At 71.3% G+C, this 17,459-nt stretch carries 19 protein-coding genes, 1 pseudogene and 1 riboswitch; of the genes and pseudogenes, 3 read left to right on the top strand and 17 right to left on the bottom strand.

Going from position 1 to position 17,459, the window contains the following annotated elements; translation table 11 throughout:
• The first annotated feature begins 6 nt into the window (after positions 1–6).
• A complete protein-coding gene (locus F8271_RS11185) occupies positions 7–159 on the top strand; it encodes a GNAT family N-acetyltransferase (RefSeq protein WP_225854415.1) in 153 nt (50 codons plus the stop codon).
• Positions 160–163: 4 nt separating this feature from the next.
• Here F8271_RS11185 and F8271_RS11180 read toward each other — a convergent pair whose 3' ends face one another.
• Both F8271_RS11180 and F8271_RS11175 read right to left on the bottom strand, forming a co-directional pair.
• Positions 164–673 carry a peptide deformylase gene (locus F8271_RS11180; protein WP_151489629.1) on the bottom strand — a complete coding sequence of 170 codons (510 nt, stop codon included), beginning with the start codon at positions 671–673 and terminating at the stop codon, positions 164–166.
• Between the two features lie 31 nt (positions 674–704).
• Positions 705–1,952, bottom strand: coding sequence for a chorismate-binding protein (locus tag F8271_RS11175; RefSeq protein WP_192580244.1), 1,248 nt, complete (start codon positions 1,950–1,952; stop codon positions 705–707).
• Positions 1,953–2,048: 96 nt separating this feature from the next.
• On the opposite strand from F8271_RS11175, the gene F8271_RS11170 reads away from it, so the two are divergent.
• The gene (locus tag F8271_RS11170; RefSeq protein WP_139582101.1) at positions 2,049–2,249 is read left to right on the top strand and encodes a DUF5999 family protein; all 201 of its coding nucleotides are present in this window, start codon (positions 2,049–2,051) and stop codon (positions 2,247–2,249) included.
• Between the two features lie 101 nt (positions 2,250–2,350).
• Here F8271_RS11170 and gcvP read toward each other — a convergent pair whose 3' ends face one another.
• The 3 genes and pseudogenes from gcvP to F8271_RS11155 all read right to left on the bottom strand — a co-directional run.
• Entirely contained in the window at positions 2,351–5,173 is a 2,823-nt protein-coding gene (gene gcvP / locus F8271_RS11165; protein WP_151489627.1) for an aminomethyl-transferring glycine dehydrogenase, read from the bottom strand.
• Positions 5,174–5,247: 74 nt separating this feature from the next.
• A riboswitch (glycine riboswitch) is annotated at positions 5,248–5,346 on the bottom strand.
• A gap of 65 nt (positions 5,347–5,411) precedes the next feature.
• On the bottom strand, positions 5,412–6,269 hold the full coding sequence (locus F8271_RS11160) for an NAD-dependent protein deacetylase (protein WP_151489626.1): 858 nt from the start codon (positions 6,267–6,269) through the stop codon (positions 5,412–5,414).
• Positions 6,270–6,342: 73 nt separating this feature from the next.
• A pseudogene (locus F8271_RS11155) lies at positions 6,343–7,398 on the bottom strand (MerR family transcriptional regulator); the annotation flags it as partial.
• Between the two features lie 107 nt (positions 7,399–7,505).
• On the opposite strand from F8271_RS11155, the gene F8271_RS11150 reads away from it, so the two are divergent.
• The gene (locus tag F8271_RS11150; protein WP_151489624.1) at positions 7,506–8,165 is read left to right on the top strand and encodes an NAD(P)-binding oxidoreductase; all 660 of its coding nucleotides are present in this window, start codon (positions 7,506–7,508) and stop codon (positions 8,163–8,165) included.
• Between the two features lie 142 nt (positions 8,166–8,307).
• Here the strand turns inward: F8271_RS11150 and F8271_RS11145 are convergent, their stop codons facing one another.
• From F8271_RS11145 to F8271_RS11090, 12 genes are all read right to left on the bottom strand, one after another.
• Entirely contained in the window at positions 8,308–9,006 is a 699-nt protein-coding gene (locus F8271_RS11145) for a DivIVA domain-containing protein (protein WP_151489623.1), read from the bottom strand.
• Between the two features lie 52 nt (positions 9,007–9,058).
• Complete coding sequence (locus F8271_RS11140) at positions 9,059–10,240, bottom strand: globin domain-containing protein (protein ID WP_151489622.1); 1,182 nt, start codon at positions 10,238–10,240, stop codon at positions 9,059–9,061.
• A 2-nt stretch (positions 10,241–10,242) separates the two neighbouring features.
• On the bottom strand, positions 10,243–10,641 hold the full coding sequence (locus tag F8271_RS11135) for a group 1 truncated hemoglobin (protein WP_151489621.1): 399 nt from the start codon (positions 10,639–10,641) through the stop codon (positions 10,243–10,245).
• 363 nt (positions 10,642–11,004) lie between these two features.
• Entirely contained in the window at positions 11,005–11,601 is a 597-nt protein-coding gene (locus F8271_RS11130; protein ID WP_151489620.1) for a MerR family transcriptional regulator, read from the bottom strand.
• Between the two features lie 192 nt (positions 11,602–11,793).
• Positions 11,794–12,258: a bifunctional nuclease family protein gene (locus F8271_RS11125; protein ID WP_151489619.1), complete on the bottom strand. Its 465-nt coding sequence runs from the start codon at positions 12,256–12,258 to the stop codon at positions 11,794–11,796.
• Between the two features lie 184 nt (positions 12,259–12,442).
• Entirely contained in the window at positions 12,443–13,144 is a 702-nt protein-coding gene (locus F8271_RS11120) for a MerR family transcriptional regulator (RefSeq protein ID WP_192580243.1), read from the bottom strand.
• Positions 13,145–13,194: 50 nt separating this feature from the next.
• Positions 13,195–13,647, bottom strand: a complete 453-nt coding sequence (locus F8271_RS11115) for an FHA domain-containing protein (RefSeq protein WP_007071101.1) — start codon at positions 13,645–13,647, stop codon at positions 13,195–13,197.
• 214 nt (positions 13,648–13,861) lie between these two features.
• Positions 13,862–14,242 carry a glycine cleavage system protein GcvH gene (gcvH, locus tag F8271_RS11110; protein ID WP_151489617.1) on the bottom strand — a complete coding sequence of 127 codons (381 nt, stop codon included), beginning with the start codon at positions 14,240–14,242 and terminating at the stop codon, positions 13,862–13,864.
• Between the two features lie 61 nt (positions 14,243–14,303).
• The gene (locus F8271_RS11105; RefSeq protein ID WP_151489616.1) at positions 14,304–15,293 is read right to left on the bottom strand and encodes a DUF881 domain-containing protein; all 990 of its coding nucleotides are present in this window, start codon (positions 15,291–15,293) and stop codon (positions 14,304–14,306) included.
• A gap of 11 nt (positions 15,294–15,304) precedes the next feature.
• Entirely contained in the window at positions 15,305–15,637 is a 333-nt protein-coding gene (locus F8271_RS11100) for a small basic family protein (protein WP_007460356.1), read from the bottom strand.
• Positions 15,634–16,578, bottom strand: coding sequence for a DUF881 domain-containing protein (locus F8271_RS11095; protein WP_151489615.1), 945 nt, complete (start codon positions 16,576–16,578; stop codon positions 15,634–15,636). The genes F8271_RS11100 and F8271_RS11095 overlap by 4 nt, the downstream gene beginning before the upstream one ends.
• Positions 16,575–17,207, bottom strand: a complete 633-nt coding sequence (locus tag F8271_RS11090) for a CDP-alcohol phosphatidyltransferase family protein (protein ID WP_151489614.1) — start codon at positions 17,205–17,207, stop codon at positions 16,575–16,577. Before F8271_RS11090 ends, F8271_RS11095 begins: the two co-directional genes overlap by 4 nt.
• Between the last annotated feature and the right edge of the window lie 252 nt (positions 17,208–17,459).

Genomic DNA, 17,459 nt, shown 5'->3' with positions numbered 1-17,459 from the left:
GCGGCGGTGGTGGCCGGGTTGTGCGGCCGGCTGCGGGACAGCGTCACGCATGTGACGTTGAACGTGAAGGCGGACAACGCGGCGGCGGTGCGCCTGTACGAGCGGGTGGGCTTCACCCGGGTGGCCGACTACGACGAGTGGACGGTGACGGCCCGGTAGGGCGTCAGCGGCGGCGGCTGGGTGAGTCGAAGCGTCCGGCGCGGATCTCCCGTAGGGCGCGGCGGCGGATGTCGCCGCGCAGCGTGTCGACGTACAGGGTGCCGCGCAGGTGGTCGGTCTCGTGTTGCAGGGCGCGGGCGAGGAAGCCCGTGCCGGTGATGCTGAGGGGTTCGCCGTTCTGGTCGACGCCGTGTGCGGTGGCGTGCAGGGCGCGGGCGGTCGGGAAGTACAGCCCGGGGATGGACAGGCAGCCCTCCTCGTCGTCCTGGAGTTCGTCGGACAGTTCGAGGGTGGGGTTGATGAGGTGCCCGCGGTGCCCGTCGGCGTCGTAGACGAACACCTGGGCGCTGACGCCGATCTGGGGTGCGGCGACGCCGGCGCGGCCGGGCGCGCCGAGCAGGGTGTCCATCAGGTCGGTGACCAGGGCGCGCAGCTCCGCGTCGAAGGTGGTGACCGGGTCGCATTCGGTGCGCAGGACGGGGTCGCCGATGATCCGGATGGGCCGCATGGTCATGCGGGTCAGCGTATCGCCGGCGGTGGCGGGCTCAGCGGCCGGCCAGGGTGGCGCGGATCGGGGCGGTCTTCGCGGCGGCCTCGGCGACCTCGGCGGCCGCGTCGCTGTCCCAGGTGATGCCGCCGCCGGCCCAGGTGTGCAGCCGCTCGCCGTCGGCGGCGGCGGTGCGGATGGTCAGGCCGAGGTCGATGTGGCCGGGGGCGACCCAGCCGAGGGCACCCATGCTGGCGCCCCGGCCGACGGGTTCGAGGGCGGCGATCTGGTGCAGGGCGGCGAGTTTCGGCGCGCCAGTGACGGAGCCGCCGGGGCAGGTGGCGCGCAGCAGGTCGGCGAGGCCGAGGCCGTCGGCGACGGTGGCGCGCACGGTGGATTCGGCCTGCCACAGGTCGCACCAGCGGCGTACGGCGAACAGGTCGTCGACGGTGACGGTGCCGGTGCGGGCGATGCGGGCGAGGTCGTTGCGTTCCAGGTCGACGATCATGATGTGTTCGGCGCGTTCCTTGGCGCTGGCGAGCAGGTCGGCGCGGCCGGCGGCGGTGGCGGGGCGGGTGCCCTTGATGGGCCGGGTGATCAGGTGCCCGTCGGTGACCTCGATGAGGGTTTCCGGGGAGGCGCAGCCGATGGCCCACCCGTCGCCGGTGAGGACGCCGCCGTAGCGGGCGCCGGGGAGCGCGCCGAGGCGGCGCAGGCCGGGCAGCGGGTCGCCGGTGTAGCGGGCCGCGGCGTGGCCGACGAGGTTGCTCTGGTAGACGTCGCCGCGGCCGATGGCGGCGCGGACGGCGTCGACGGCGGCGGCGTGCTGGCGTGGTGTCCAGCTGTCGGTCCACGTGCCGAGCCACCAGGGTGTCGGGGGGCCGCTCGGGGTCGCTCGGGCGGGTCCGTGGTCGTAGACGACGACGGCGAGGTCGGGCACCCTCGGCGCGGGTTCGGGTGCCCCGGTGGGGGCGCCGGCGAGCAGCGCCCCGGCGGCGGCGGAGAGGTAGAGCGCGGCGCCGCAGGGGTTGGTGTCGTGGTGGGTGGGGGTGGGTCGGCTCAGGTCGTGCAGGGCCAGCCCGTGGGCGGCGAGGAACTCCTCGGCGAGCGCGGCGGGGTCGCCGCCGTCGGTGCGGCGCCAGTGCAGGCGGGCCCGTTCGACGAGAGTGTGGCGGCACGCGCGCGGTGCCGCGGGTGCGTCGACCAACGCCGCCGGGTCGCGGGACGCGGCATACACCTGTGGGAGCGTTTCCACGCCGTATGGTCCGACCTTCCTCATCCGTTCAGTGGATTTCCCGTGCGCCAGGCCGACACCTGCTCGATGCTGGACACTTTCGCTTGGTACTGTGCGTCACTGGTCATGTGAACCATGACACAGTGCCCCCACAGTCCGGAGAACCCGATGTGCCAGCACCAACCGACCTGCCCCTCCGCCGCAGCGACCGACCGCGAAGCCGCCCGGGTCCTCGCCTGCTTTCCTGAGCAGGGCTGGAGCCTGCTCTGCAACGGTGTCATCGTCTTCGAGGACACCGGCGAGCTCCTCCCCGACGGCAGCAGCATCGCCCCGCACCGCGGCCCTGCCCGTCACGCCCTCGTGGCCTGATCGACCACTCAGCGTCACCGTACAGCCGCCGTCGACCAGGCTAGTCCAGGTCACAGCGGCTGCCGGGGCGGCCCGTACCGCCCGCCCCGGCACGCCCGTCGTCAGTCCTCGAACGCCTCCGGCGACGGGCACGAGCAGACCAGGTTCCGGTCGCCGTACGCGCCGTCGATCCGCCGCACCGGCGGCCAGTACTTCCCCGCCCGGTCCACCCCGGCCGGGTACGCGCCCACCGACCGCGGGTACGGGTGCGGCCACTCGTCACCGCTGACCATCGCCGCGGTGTGCGGGGCGTTCGCCAGAGGGTTGTCCCCCGCCGGCCACTGCCCGGAGGCGACCTGCTCGATCTCCGCCCGGATCGCGATCATCGCGTCGCAGAACCGGTCCAGCTCCGCCAGGTCCTCACTCTCGGTCGGCTCCACCATCAGCGTCCCCGCCACCGGGAACGACATCGTCGGCGCATGGAAGCCGTAGTCGATGAGCCGCTTCGCCACGTCGTCCACGCTCACCCCGGTCGCCTTCGTCAACGGCCGCAGGTCGAGGATGCACTCGTGCGCCACCAGGCCCTTGTTGCCGGCGTACAGCACTCCGAAGTGCCCGCGCAGCCGCGCCGCCACGTAGTTCGCCGCGAGGACCGCCACGCCGGTCGCCCGGGTCAGCCCCTCGGCGCCCATCATCCGCAGGTACGCCCACGGGATCGGCAGGATCCCCGCCGACCCGTACTTCGCCGCCGAGATCGCCGGCGTCGCGTCGACGTGCGCGCCCAGCGGATCACCGGGCAGGAACGGCGCCAGGTGCGCGCGCACCGCCACCGGACCCACACCCGGGCCACCGCCGCCGTGCGGGATGCAGAACGTCTTGTGCAGGTTCAGGTGCGACACGTCCGCGCCGAACTGGCCGGGCTTGGCGAACCCGACCAGCGCGTTGAGGTTCGCCCCGTCGACGTACACCTGCCCGCCGGCGTCGTGGACCTTCGCGCACAGCGACGCGATGCCCGTCTCGTACACGCCGTGCGTCGACGGGTACGTCACCATGATCCCGGCGAGCGCGTCCCGATGCTTGTCGATCTTCGCGTCCAGGTCGACGAGGTCGACGTTGCCGTCGTCGTCGCAGGCCACCACGACGACCCGCATGCCGGCCATCACCGCCGACGCCGCGTTCGTGCCGTGCGCCGACGACGGGATCAGGCACACGTCGCGGTGCGACTCACCCCGCGACGCGTGGTACGAGCGGATCGCCAGCAGGCCCGCCAGCTCGCCCTGCGACCCCGCGTTGGGCTGCACGCTGACCGCGTCGTAGCCGGTCACCTCCGCCAGCCACGACTCCAGCTGATCGATCATCTCCCGGTACCCGACGGTCTGCGCATCCGGCGCGAACGGGTGGATGTTCGCGAACTCCGCCCAGCTGACCGGCTCCATCTCGGTGGTCGCGTTCAGCTTCATCGTGCACGACCCGAGCGGGATCATGCCCCGGTCCAGGGCGTAGTCGAAGTCCGACAACCGGCGCAGGTAGCGCAGCATCGCCGTCTCCGAGTGGTGGCTGCGGAACACCGGGTGCGTCAGGAAGTCGCTGCGGCGCGCCAGGTCGACCGGCAGGGCCGGGTCGCCGGCGCCGTCGAACGCGGGCACACCGAACGCCGCCCACACCGCCTGAAGGTGCGCGTCGGTGGTCGTCTCGTCGCAGGACATCCCCACCCGGTCGGCGTCGACCAGCCGCAGGTTCACGCCCCGCTCGGCGGCGGCCGCCACCACCTGCGCCGCCCGGCCCGGCACGCGTGCCGTGACGGTGTCGAAGAACGCGACGTCCGCGACGTCGACGCCGCCGGCGCGCAGCCCGGCCGCGAGCCGCGCCGCCCCGGCATGGGTACGCGTCGCGATCTCCCGCAGCCCGTCCGGGCCGTGGTAGACGGCGTACATGCCGGCCATCACCGCGAGCAGCACCTGCGCGGTGCAGATGTTGCTGGTCGCCTTCTCCCGCCGGATGTGCTGCTCACGGGTCTGCAACGCCAGCCGGTACGCCGGGTTGCCGTCCGCGTCGCGCGACACCCCGACGAGACGCCCGGGCAGCATCCGCTCCAGGCCCGAGCGCACCGCCAGGTAGCCGGCGTGCGGCCCACCGAAGCCCATCGGTACGCCGAAGCGCTGGGTGGTGCCGGCGGCGATGTCCGCGCCGATCTCCCCCGGTGCCCGCAGCAGCGTCAACGCCAGCAGATCCGCCGCCACGGTCACCAGGGCACCGACGGCGTGCGCGGCCTCGACGAGGGCCGCGTGGTCGCGCACCGCCCCGGACGCGCCCGGGTACTGCAGGTGCAGGCCGAAGAACTCCGCGGGCAGCTCGTCGCGCTCGACGTCGACGACGCGCACGTCGATGCCGAGCGGCTCGGCCCGGCTGGCGATCACGGCGATGCTCTGCGGCAGGGCGTCGGCGTCGACCACGTACACCCGGCTCGTGCTCTTGGACGCGCGCCGCGCGAGGGTCATCGCCTCCGCCGCGGCGGTGCCCTCGTCGAGCATCGAGGCGTTCGCGGTGGCCAGGCCGGTCAGGTCGGTGACCATGGTCTGGAAGTTCAGCAGCGCCTCGAGGCGGCCCTGGCTGATCTCCGGCTGGTACGGCGTGTACGCCGTGTACCACGCCGGGTCTTCGAGGACGTTGCGGCGGATCACCGCCGGGGTGTGCGTGCCGTGGTAGCCCAGGCCGATCATGGAGACGGCGACCGTGTTGCGTGCCGCGAGGGCCCGCAACTCGGCGAGCGCCTCGGCCTCGGTGGCCGGGGCCGGCAGGTCCAGGGTGCCGTGCCAGCGGATCACCTCGGGGATCGCGGCGTCCATCAGCTCGTCGATCGAGTGATGCCCGACGACCTCCAACATCCGACGCTCGTCGTCGGGGCCGGGACCGATGTGACGGGTGGCGAACTGCTCTACGCTCATCAGGGGCACTCCCGGGGCGAGGTCGACGTGTCGGCCTCCCCCTCTGTCGCACCCCGCAGGAGCGCTCCACAGTGCCTGCCCACGAGGTCCTTTTGCCTGAGAGGTTCCGGGGAGGATTTGCCCCTTCGGCGCCGCCCTGACTGCTGCCGGGCGGTCTCTCCCACGTGGGTGGTACCGGCATGGTCAACGCTACCAGCGCCGGTGTTTCCGGCAGATGTCCTACCCCCCCGGGCAGGTGTCACACCCCGGCCGGCGTGGCCACCGCCGCGCCGCCGGTGACCCGCTCGGCCAGCACCGGCAGCAGCGCCCCCAACGGCGCGTCGACGCACACCGTGGCGTAGCCGTCACCACGGGTCGGACCCTGGTTGACGATCGCCACCGGAATGCCCCGTTTCGCGGCGCGAATCACGAACCGGCGACCCGACATCACCGTCAACGACGACCCCAACACCAGCACCGCCCGCGCCCGCTCCACCAGCGCGAAGCACCGCGCCACCCGCTGCGGCGGCACCGTCTCACCGAAGAACACCACATCGGGTTTCAACATCCCGGTGCCGCAGATCCCGCAGTCCACCGGCCGGAACGCCGCCACCTGCTCATCGGGGAGATCCACATCACCGTCCGGGTTGACCGCGGCGACCCGCGCCACGAAATCCGGGTTGGCCTCGCGCAGCCGCCGGTCCACCTCCTCCCGGGAGGTCAGGTTGCCGCAGTCCAGGCACGTCACCTCGTCCAGGCGACCGTGCAACTCGACCACCGACGCGCTGCCCGCCGCGCCGTGCAACCCGTCGACGTTCTGCGTGATCACCGCGTCGACCAGACCGGCGTGCTCCAGCCGCGCCACCGCCCGATGCCCGGCGTTCGGCGCCGCACGGGCGATCAACCGCCACCCCAGGTGGCTACGCGCCCAGTACCGCCGCCGCGCGACGGGGTCGCGGGTGAACGCCTGCACCGTCATCGGGGTGTGCCGGCGCGCGACCCCGCTGGGGCCCCGGTAGTCCGGGATACCCGACTCGGTGGACAGGCCGGCGCCGCTGAGCACCACCACCCCACCCCCGGCCACCAGCGAGGTCAACGCGTCCAGGCTCTCCGTCACCCCTTCATGCTGCCTCACCGCACCCGCCGTCGCCGACCCCTCGGCGGGCCTGTGGTGGCGTCGACACCGCGACGACGTCGGCGACGACGCAGGCCACGTTGTCGGGCGTCCCCACCGCCCGTGCCAGGGCGATCAGGCGGGTCACCGTGTGCTCCGGGTCGGCCCCCTCGCTGAGCGCCGCATGCAGGGCCGCCCGGTCGACGACGGCGGACAGCCCGTCGGAGCACAGCAGGTACCGGTCACCGGGCAGCGCGGTGCGAAGCGCCAGATCGGCCTCGACCTGCTGACCGCCGCCCAGCGCACGTACCAGCAGCGCACGCTGAGGATGCGCGGCCGCCTCGTCCCGGTCGAGCAGGCCCTGATCCACCTGGGTCTGCACCCACGTGTGGTCCTGGGTGAGCAGGGACAACTCGCCGCCGCGCAGCAGATACGCCCGGGTGTCACCGACGTGCACCAGGGCCAGCTGCGAACCGCTGCGCAGCAACGCGGTCAGCGTGGTGCCCGGCTGATGCTCATCGGTCGCCAGCGCCCGCACGACGTCATCGGCGCCGGTCACCGCACCGGCCAGCATCGTCAGCAGCTCCACGGCCGGCACGTCGACGAGCTCCAACGGGCGCAGAGCGTCGATCGCGGCGGCGCTGGCGGCAGCGCCACCGGGCCCGCGCATGCCGTCGGCCACGGCGAACAACCGATCACCGGCGTACGCGGCGTCCTCGTTGCTGACGCGCACCGCCCCGGTGTCGCAGCCGGCGGCGTACCGCACAGCAAGGGTGGAATTGGGTACGGACACGGTGGTGCTCCCTCCGGACAGGTGCTCCACGAGGACGGAGGCGAGCCGCGCACGAGCCGCGGTGTCCGCGCTGACCTGCCGCCAGTACGCGGTGATCGCGTCAGCGGCCGCCGCGGGTTCCAGGTCACACACGGCGCGGATCGTGGCCAACGGCATGCCGATGCGACGAAGCTGGGCGACCAGCCGGGCCAGCGGCACCTGCTGCGGGTCGTAGAGCCGATACCCGGACTCCGGATCGACCGCGGCCGGCGCCAGCACCCCCACCTGGTCGTACAGACGCAACGCCTTCGGCGTCAGACCCGCCGCCCGGGCGAACGCCCCGATGGTCACCAACCCCACGTCGACATCCTCCTCGTGCCGGTCACCGCGACCGGCACACACCAGACTGGGGGTTGCCCACAGGTCAAGGTCAAGCTCCCGGATCTCGCCGACGGTAGGTTGAGCACATGCGTGTCGTCATCGCCGGAGGCCACGGCAAGATCGCCCTGCTGCTGGAACGTCACCTCGCCGGACGCGGCGACACCGCCGTCGGCCTCATCCGCAACCCCGGGCAGGCCGCCGCGCTGCGCGCCGCCGGCGCCACCCCGATCATCCGCGACCTGGAACACACCGACAGCGACGACCTCGCCGCGCACCTCGACGGCGCCGACGCGGTCATCTTCGCCGCCGGCGCCGGCCCCGGCAGCGGCGCCGCCCGCAAGGACACCGTCGACCGGGCCGCCGCCGCGCTGCTCGCCGACGCCGCCACCCGCGCCGGCGTCCACCGCTACCTGCTGGTCTCCTCCATGGGCGTCGACGACCCGCCCGCCGCCGGCACCGACGACGTGTGGGCGGCGTACCTGCGCGCCAAACGGGCCGCCGAGGACGACCTCCGCGCCCGCGACCTGGCCTGGACGGTCCTGCGACCCGGGCGGCTCACCGACGACGACCCCGCCGGGCGCGTCACCCTCACCCGCCACGCCGGCCGCGGGGCGATCAGCCGCGCCGACGTCGCCCACGTCCTCGCCGCGCTGCTCGACGAACCACGAACCGCCGGCGCGACCCTCGAACTCGTCGGCGGGCCGACACCCATCGCCGACGCCGTCCGGTCGGCGGCGACCCCCTGAGCGCCACCGCAACCACTCGACATCCGGTTCACCCCGCCGCCGGAGAAGGACGGCGCCGGCGCGACGGTCACCGTCCACCCCGACCAACGCCTCAACCGACACGGCGGGTGGGGTCAGCCACGCTGACCCCACCCGCCGCCGGTCACCGCTGCTGGTGCCGCGGCAACGCCGTCTGACCCGCCGCCGCACCCGCCGCGAACGGCGCCCCCGGCGTCTCCTTCGCGATCCGGTCCATCGTCCGCGCCAACTGCTCACTACCGTCGTCGAGATGCCGCGCCGCCGCCTGCATGTGCGACACCATCATCTCGCCGAAAATCCGCAACGCCTCCCGCGTCGCCACCGAGTCGTCGAAGCTCGCCCCGGCCGTGCTGCGGTAATCCGCCACCGCCCGCTCAGCCTCCTGCTTCGCCTCCGCCGCCGCCGCCCGCATGTAACTCTCGTACTGCACCCGCGCGTACTCGGCGACCCGCCGCGCATAGTCATGCGCCTGCGCGATGATCTGCTCGGCCTCCCGCTGCGCCGCCGACAGCAGATTGACCTCCTTCGCCGCCGGCACCTTCGCCGCCGCCGACGTACTCGGGATCACCCCGTGCCGATGCAACTCCACCCGATCGGTGAGCCGCTCATTCTCCGCACGCAGATTCGCGACCTGCGTCGCCAACAGGTCCAACTCGTCGGCGACCTGCACCCGGAACCGGTCCACGTCGGCGTTGTCGTAACCACGCCGCGCGAACGGCGCCGTCCCGAACTCCCACCGCCGCACCCGGTCCGCCGTCATCCGCACCTGCACACCGCCGGAAACCTGCACCCCGTCGTACCGACTGATCGGCGTCGCGCTCACCTGTGCTCGCCTCCGTTCGCGACTGCGGGGCCCGCAAGCTCACTCCTCGCGCTCACCTGTGCCCACCTCCGGAAGTGTCACCGACGGTCGACTGATCCACCGCCGTCCGCCAAGCCGGGCCGTACCACTGCTTGCCCAGGCCCTCGTGATGCACCTGACCCGCGTGGTAACCCGCCCGGACCAACGTCTGCACCGCGTGCGAAACCATCTCGTCCGACCCGCACACGTACACGTGCCGCGACCGCCAGTCACCGTCGGCCAGCGCCCGATCCACCGCGTGCACGAACTCCCCCGGCCGACCCACATCGGCACCCACCACATAGGTCACCGTCAGCCACGGGTACGACGACGCCAACTTGTCGATCGCGTCGCTGTCGTAGAACTCGCTACGCGAGCGCGCACCCACATACAGATCCACCCGCCGACGCGAACCCTCCGCGGCGACCTGCTCCACCAACGCCTTCACTGGCGCCCAGCCGGTACCCGAGACCACCAGGAGCAGATCACTGGAACCCGCCGCCCACAACCCCAACCGATCCCCCACCGGCGCCGCCAGGTGGATCCGATCGCCCACGGACGACCCGTACACCAGCCGCGAGGACACCGCGCCACCCGGCGCGGCCCGCACGTGCAACTCCAACGTGCCGTCCGCACGCGGCGCGTTCGCCGGCGAGTAGTACCGCCACGACCGCACCGACGGATGCGACACCCCCACCGACTGACCCGCGGTGAACGGCAACAGGTACTGCGGACGCACCGTCAGCACCGCCACGTCGAACGCCCGCCGCTCATGCGCCACGATCTCCGCCACCCACCACGGCGGATTCACCGCCTCGGCGGCCTGCGCGGCCTCGGTCATCACCTGCGCGACCAGCCCGTACGCGGCCGCCCAATCCTGCGCCAGATCGTCGGTCCACTGCTCGGCCAGGAAATGCTGCAACGTCGCCAGCAGCGCCTCACCCACGGCCGGATAATGCTCCGCGCGCACCGCGAACTTGCGGTGATCCGCGCCGAGATCCTGCAGGAAACCGACCAGCCGATCCACCTGGTCCACGTTGGACACGATGTGCCCCAACGCCGTGACAAGACGATCACGCTGCCCCGCCATGTTCGTGGGGAACATCTGCCGCGTCTCGGGATGGGCCAGAAACAACGTCGAATAGAAGTAGAGCGGCACCTGGTCGCCGTGCCCGGCGACCAGGGACCAACTCTGCTTGAGTCGGGCCGCGTCCACGCTCAGACGCCCGGACGGTTCCCGGAGGCCACGACCTGGTCCTGCACCTGACCCAGCACCGTCTGCACATGGGCCAGGACGTCGGCGGGCACACCCAGCTCGGTCAGCGTCGCCGTCAGGTGCTCACCCACCTTCGCGTAGTGCTCCACCGGAATGTTCAGCGGCTGGTGAGCCTCGGCCAACCCGCGACCGGCGTACTCGTTCGGCCCGCCCAGCACCACCGTCAACATCAACGTCAGGTGCCGCCGCTGACCCACCATGTCCACATCGGCGAAATAGCCCGCCAACTCCGCATCGGCAAGCACCCTGTCGTAGAACAGCTCCACGGCCGCCTTGACCGAACTGGCACCGCCGATGCGGTCGTAGTGCGAAGCGGCAGCGGTTTCTTCCGTAACCGTCACGGTCGTTCCTTCCGGGGTGAGGTGTCGCGCGGGCTCAGCGCGGAGGGGCAACGGCCCACCGGGCGACACCGTCGTGCCACGGCGACACACCGGGGACCGTGACGGACCATAGCGTGCCGACGGGCTCCGGTCAGCGCCCCCCTATCGGATTCCCGACAACACGCTGACACGCACCGTCACCACCACCGACCCGACCGTCCACAATCGGCCACGACGACGACACCCACAGTGATCCACAGGGGAACGGGCCACCTCACGACCCCCACCACACGCCGATCACACTGACCCACAGTCACCGACCAGCGCCCAAAAAGTGGGCCGCACCTCCGGGCGAGTCCACAACCCGGAACACGCACCCGGCGGTCAGCCCGCCCGCCGCCGCGCCCGCCGCGCGGCCAACTCGTCACCCACCGGATCCGACCCGGACCCCACCACCGGCTCCACCGGTCCGCTCGCCGCCGGCTCCGCCGGCAGATGCGACAACGACCCCTGGATCTCCTTGAACGCCCCACCGATCGCGATACCGAAGACACCCTGGCCACCCTGCAACAGGTCGACCACCTCCTCCGGAGACCGGCACTCATACACCGTCGTCCCATCGGAGATCAGCGTGATCCCGGCCAGATCCTCCACACCACGCGACCGCAACGCCTCGATCGCCTTACGGATGTTCTGCAGGGACACCCCCGCATCCAACAACCGCTTCACGACCTTCAACACCACCAGGTCCCGGAACGAGTACAACCGCTGCGTCCCCGAACCCGACGCGTCGCGCACGCTCGGCACCACCAGCGTCGTACGCGCCCAGTAATCCAGCTGCCGGTAACTGATGCCCACCGCGTGACATGCCGTCACACCCCGGTAGCCCACCGAACCGTCACCCTCAGTCGCCACACCCGGCGACGAGGCACCCGGCTCGTCCAACTGTGTACCCGGATCAGGATCCCGCGGTTCGTGCATCCGGACAACCTCCCCGTCAGTGCGGCGACGCGTCGTTTCCTCCGACGCGCACCCCTCGACACGGCAACCCTATAGCCACCTTCAGGGGTTACCACGGAGGAACCGACGCGACACGCCGCGCAGCCACCGAGAAAGATCACCAACCACACCCAAGCATCACCGACAGTGACACCCACCCACGAGCGGGACCGATCAGCCCGCGAAATCCTCGGGACGCACCTGCTCCAAGAACTCGCGGAACTTCTCCACCTCGTCCTCCTGCTCGTCCGGGATGATGATCCCCGCCTCACTGAGGACCTGCTCCGCACAACGAATCGGCGCCCCGACACGCAACGCCAACGCGATCGAATCGCTCGGCCGCGCCGACACCCGCACGCCATCACCGATCAACAGATCCGCGTAGAAGACGTTCTCCTTGAGCTCGGTGATCTCCACCGCCTGCAACGGCGCCTGCAACGCCGCCAACACATCCCGCAGAAGATCATGCGTCAACGGCCGGGCCGGCTTGACCCCCTGCTGCTCATAAGCGATAGCTGTCGCCTCGACCGCACCGATCCAGATCGGCAGATAGCGGTCCCCCTCGACCTCCCTGAGCAGGACGATCGGCTGGTTGCTGGGCAGCTCCACCCGAACTCCGACCACGCTCAGCTCGCGCACCGCCGCCTCCGTGTCGTCGTCAACCTACGCACCGCGCCCTTCCCTGCACGGTACACGGACCGCGACACGGCCGTCCCATGCGCTACAGCACCACGCCCGCGCCAGAAAGGGGTTACCCCGGCAAGCCTACGGCACGCTTCGGAGAAGAGATCTTTCCGCTCCGCCACCGCCCACCGGGGCCCCCTCACCGACCCAACGTCGACCGCAGACCCACCCGCACCAACGCCGCATGCAACTGCTCCGACAACGCCGCCAACTCCCGCGCCGTCTCCGCAGCCCGCGCCCGCGCCGCCGGATCACTCTGCCGCACCAACGGCGCCACCAACTGCGCGAACAAACCAACCTCACGGTCCGCCGCCGTCCGATAACCCCGCAGATGCCGCGGCTCCAACCCGTACGCCGCCAACCCCGCCACCGCCGACGCGATGATCAACGCATCCGCGTCATACCACCCCGGCGGATCCGACACCAGCACACCGAGCCGCTCCAACTCCACCAACGTCGACTCGTCGACGCCACTGCGCGCCACCAGATCCGCCCGGCCGAGCCGCACCTGCGACGACTCGGCCGGCTCCGGCGACTCACGACCCGGCACCGCACCATCCGGACCCACCGCAACCAACGCCGGCCGCGAACGCCCCGGCTGCTCACCGGACGAATCCCACTGGGCCAACTGCTCACGGATCACCCGCAACGGCAGATACCTGTCCCGCTGCGCGGTCAGCACAAACCGCAACCGCGCCACATCGTCCCAGCTGTACTTCCGGTAACCCGCCGTCGTCCGCTGCGGCTCCACCAGACCCTCGGCCTCAAGGAACCGCAGCTTCGAAATCGTCGTGTCCGGAAAATCCACCCGCAACTGACCCAGCACTTCACCGATGCTCATCAGCGGCTGGGACCGGGTCGCCCCGGGTGGCGTGGAGGCCGCAGGCTCGTTCACCCCCGGCCGGCCTCCTCCTCCGGGCGCGGACCGGCGATGAACACCACCCGGAACTTACCGATCTGAACCTCGTCACCATTGCTCAACGTGGCCGCCTCGACCCGCTCACGATTCACGTACGTGCCGTTCAGGCTGCCCACGTCCCGCACCGTGAACGTCCCACCATCACGGTGGAACTCCGCGTGCCGACGCGACACCGTCACATCGTCGAGGAAGATGTCACTGTCCGGGTGCCGGCCACTCGTCGTCACATCGTGGTCCAACAGGAACCGGGCACCCGCATTCGGGCCGCGACGAACCACCAGCAGCGCCATACCCGGCGGCAACGAACCGGACATCCGGCTCGGCACCACATCGGTGTCCGGCCCCTCCAGCACTTCGTCGAGCGAACCGAGATTGAGCGTCGAAGTGACGTCGAGTGGGGGGAACTCGTCGTCTGGGCGCGTCATGGGACCACCTCACGGATCTGTTCGGTCGGCGTCGGGTAATGGCGGGTCTGGCCGCCGGGCACATGCACACCCGGCGGCTGGCTCCCCGTGCCCGGGAAGGCAATTCCGCAACGCTCAACTATTGGGTTCTCGGTCGACTGGGCGAGCCTAGCCAGCGCCGAAATGCAGGGCAACCGGACGCGCGCAGACATCACACGCACCGGATCAAGCACACTCAGCCTTCGGTGATCTTCTGGTACGCAGCCGCCGTCAGCAACCCGTCCGCCGCCGTCGGATCATTCGGAGTGATCTCCACCAGCCAACCCGCACCATACGGATCAGTGTTGATCAGCTCCGGTGTGTCACCCAACGCCTCGTTACGCGCCGCCACCGTACCGGCAACCGGGGCGTAGATCTCCGACACGCTCTTGGTCGACTCGATCTCACCCAACGAGTCACCGGCCGCGACCACCGCACCCGCCTCCGGCAACTGCACGTACACGATGTCGCCCAACGCGTCCTGCGCGAAGTGCGTGATGCCGACCCGAACCGAACCGGTGCCGTCACCCGCCACCCACTCATGCTCGGCGGTGTATCGCAGATCCTCGGGAATCACCAGACGCGTCCTTCATCCATCGGTGCCCCGGACCACTTAGGCCCGGCGCGGCCGCGCCCGATCAGGAGACCGGACGGGCGTGTTCCAACTTGATCGGCACGTGCAGCGCCGAAACCTCGGCAACCTCACGCTCCCCAAACGTCACGTTACCGCCGTCACCCCGGACCGACGCGACCACCCCACCAGGAATGTTCAACGCCGTACGCATCGTCGCCGGATCACCGATCACCGTGATCGTGAACGGCCCCACCAACCGACGCCCCTCCACCACCAACGACCCGTTCTCCCCATCCAGGAAGAACGTCGACGCGATGATCCGCACCGTCGCCCGGTCACCACCGGCGATCTGCATCGCCTCCGCGCCCGCGCCCCGCAGCTCCTGCACCGCGTCCAACACCCGGTTCGCCGAGATCGGCTTACCACCGGCGGAGAACTGCACCGTCAGACCAGGCCCCACCGCCGGCAACGTCCCCGCCAGAATGCCCACCTCGTCCGCCCGCCGCGTCGCCTCGTCCAACGCCGCCTGACGACCCTGCTCACCCGAGCGCAACTGCCGCTGACTGTCCTCCAACGCCCGGATGTCCTGCTGCAGACGACTCTCCCGCGCATCCAGATCCGACAGGATCCGCACCAGATCCTCCTGACGCGTCGCCCCCAACGTCGGATCCGTCGACGTCGTCTTCAACTGCACCACCAGCGTGAAACCCAACAACGCCAACAACGCCGCGATCATCACACCGGCCGTACTCAACCGGGACCGACCCGGCTGCGCCGACTCCTCGACCCGCGACTCCTCGACCCGCCGCGCCTCCGACCCGTCCGGCTCCGCCGACCGCGACACCGCGCTCAGATCCACCGTCGCACCGTCGTCGACCGGCGCCACCCCCGGCTCGTCATCCGCCGGCACCGGCTCCTGCGGTGCCAACGGGCTCAGCTCGTCCGGATCCGGCGCATCCGGCCGCGGATCCGGCTCACCCGCCGGACCACCCGGCCGCACCGGACCCGCCGGCTGCGGCCACCCCGTCCCCGTCTCGGTCTGCTCGTCGCTCATCGCATCCAAACCTACGCCCGGAACAGGTGCCGACGGATCGCCGCCACGTTGCCGAAGATACGCACACCGAGCACCACCACCACACCGGTGGACAACTGCCCGCCCACACCCAACTGGTCACCCAGATACACGATCAGACCAGCCACCAGCACGTTCGAGATGAACGACACCACGAACTGCTTGTCATCGAAGATCCGGTCCAGCTTGGCCCGCACCCCACCGAACACCGCGTCCAATGCGGCCACCACCGCGATCGGCAGGTACGGCTGCAACGCCGCCGGCACTGTGGGGTCAAGCCACACACCGAGCACCACACCGGCGAGCAACGCCAGCACCGCGATCATCGACCACCTCCGGAGGGGCTGACGGTCGCCGGAGAACCGGACGACCCGGGACTGCCGGACCGGCCACCCGACACGGAAGGGCTCGGACTGACCGACGGCTTGGCGTAGCGTAGCTGCGGCTCCGGAGCCGCCGGCAGGGTGAGGTCATCCGCATCCCGCACACCGAACGACAGCCCGGTCTTCTGCGCCACCTCCCGCATCAACGCGGCGTTACGACTGTCGTCGAACTTGTCCCGCATCGACCCCGGACCGATCGCCGACACCTCGTACGGCCCCGTCACCGGCCGGAAATCCACCAGCATCGCCTCACCCGCCGACCGGATCGTCGACGTCGCCGTCAACCGCTGCCCGTTGATGGAGATAGCCTCCGCGCCGGCACTCCACAACGCGTTCGCCACCCCCTGCAGATCGCTGTACAGCACCCGCGGCGGCCCCGCACCCGCGCCGGTGACCGCATCCGCCTTGTCCGGCGCGTCGGCCAACCGCACCACCACACCGTCACCGCGCACCCGACCCAGCCCGGTGCTCGCCTCCATGTCCCGCAGGCGTGCCGCCGCCGACCCACTCAACGCCGCGTCACGCTGCCGACTGACCTCCTCGCGCAGCTCGTCCGCCCGCGTGGACAACCGGTCGGTCTGCCGCTCCCGCTCCTTGATCTGCGCCACCAACCCGGAACGGGCCTGGCTACGCCCCGGCTCATCGGCCATCGTCTGCCGGTACGCGACCGCGAACAGGAAACCCAGCATCACCACCACGACCAGGCTGACCGTCCGCGTCGGCCAGGCCCGCCAGCCCCGAACCGGCTCCGCCGGCGCCGCACGCCGACGGGCAGCCGCCGCGTCGGCGTACCCCGGATCCAACGGGTTGCGGAACAGCTCGGTGAGGAAGTCCGGCGCGTACACCCGATCCTGACGAGGCCCCCCGGGCCGCGGCGCGCTCACGCCACCGCTCCCGGGCCGCGCGCCGCGCGCACCAGCCGGGCGGCCTGCACCACGTACATGCCGCCGGCCACCCAGTAGAGCACCAACCCCCACCAGGCCAGCCCCCAGCCGATCGCGGCCGTCGCCGTCGCCGCCGCGCTCCACTCGGTGGCCAGCAGCAGCACCGGGAACGCCGCGAGCAGCAGGAACGTGGCGGTCTTGCCGACGTAGTGCACCGGCGGCGGACCGTAGCCGTAGCGACGCAACACCGCCAGCGAACCGAGCAGCAGCAACTCACGGGCCAGCAGCGCCGCGGTGAACTGCCACGGCACCACCTCCCGGACGGTGAAGGCGATCAGCGTGGCGAGGATGTAGAGCCGGTCGGCGAGGGGGTCGAGCAGCTCCCCGAGTCGGCTCACCTGCCGCAGCCGGCGAGCGATCCACCCGTCGACCCAGTCCGTGGTGCCACCGATGGCCAGGACGACGACCGCCGCGACGTCCGCGCGGGCCACCAGGAACAGGTAGAGGAAGAGGGGTACGCCGAGCAGCCGCCCGAAGCTGATCAGGTTGGGCAGGGTGAGCACCTGGTCGCCGGGAGCCTGCTCGCCGGTGTCCCGCGGGTGCTCTGCCCGAGCCGGCCGACGCGACACCGAACCTCCTCCGCGGCACGCTCCGACCCACCCGGCCGACGTCGGGCGCGGGCGAGGTCGTACGCGCTGTCGGGCCGGCACAGCGCCGGCTCCCCTGCGGCCCCGGACGGGACCTCTTCCCTGACACGGCCCGCGATCATCGAGATCGCGGGCCGGGTAAGTGCGCTGCCACTATATCGGGCTGCTGTCCGCTTCCCGGGTGCCGCCGCTCGGCGGTCGGTGCGGCTGTGCCGCACTGTGGCGTGGATCACC

The sequence above is a fragment of the Micromonospora sp. ALFpr18c genome, from assembly GCF_008868155.1.
Lineage (GTDB): Bacteria > Actinomycetota > Actinomycetes > Mycobacteriales > Micromonosporaceae > Micromonospora.
Note: the sequence above shows the minus strand (reverse complement) of the source record. Positions and strands in the feature narration are given on the sequence as shown.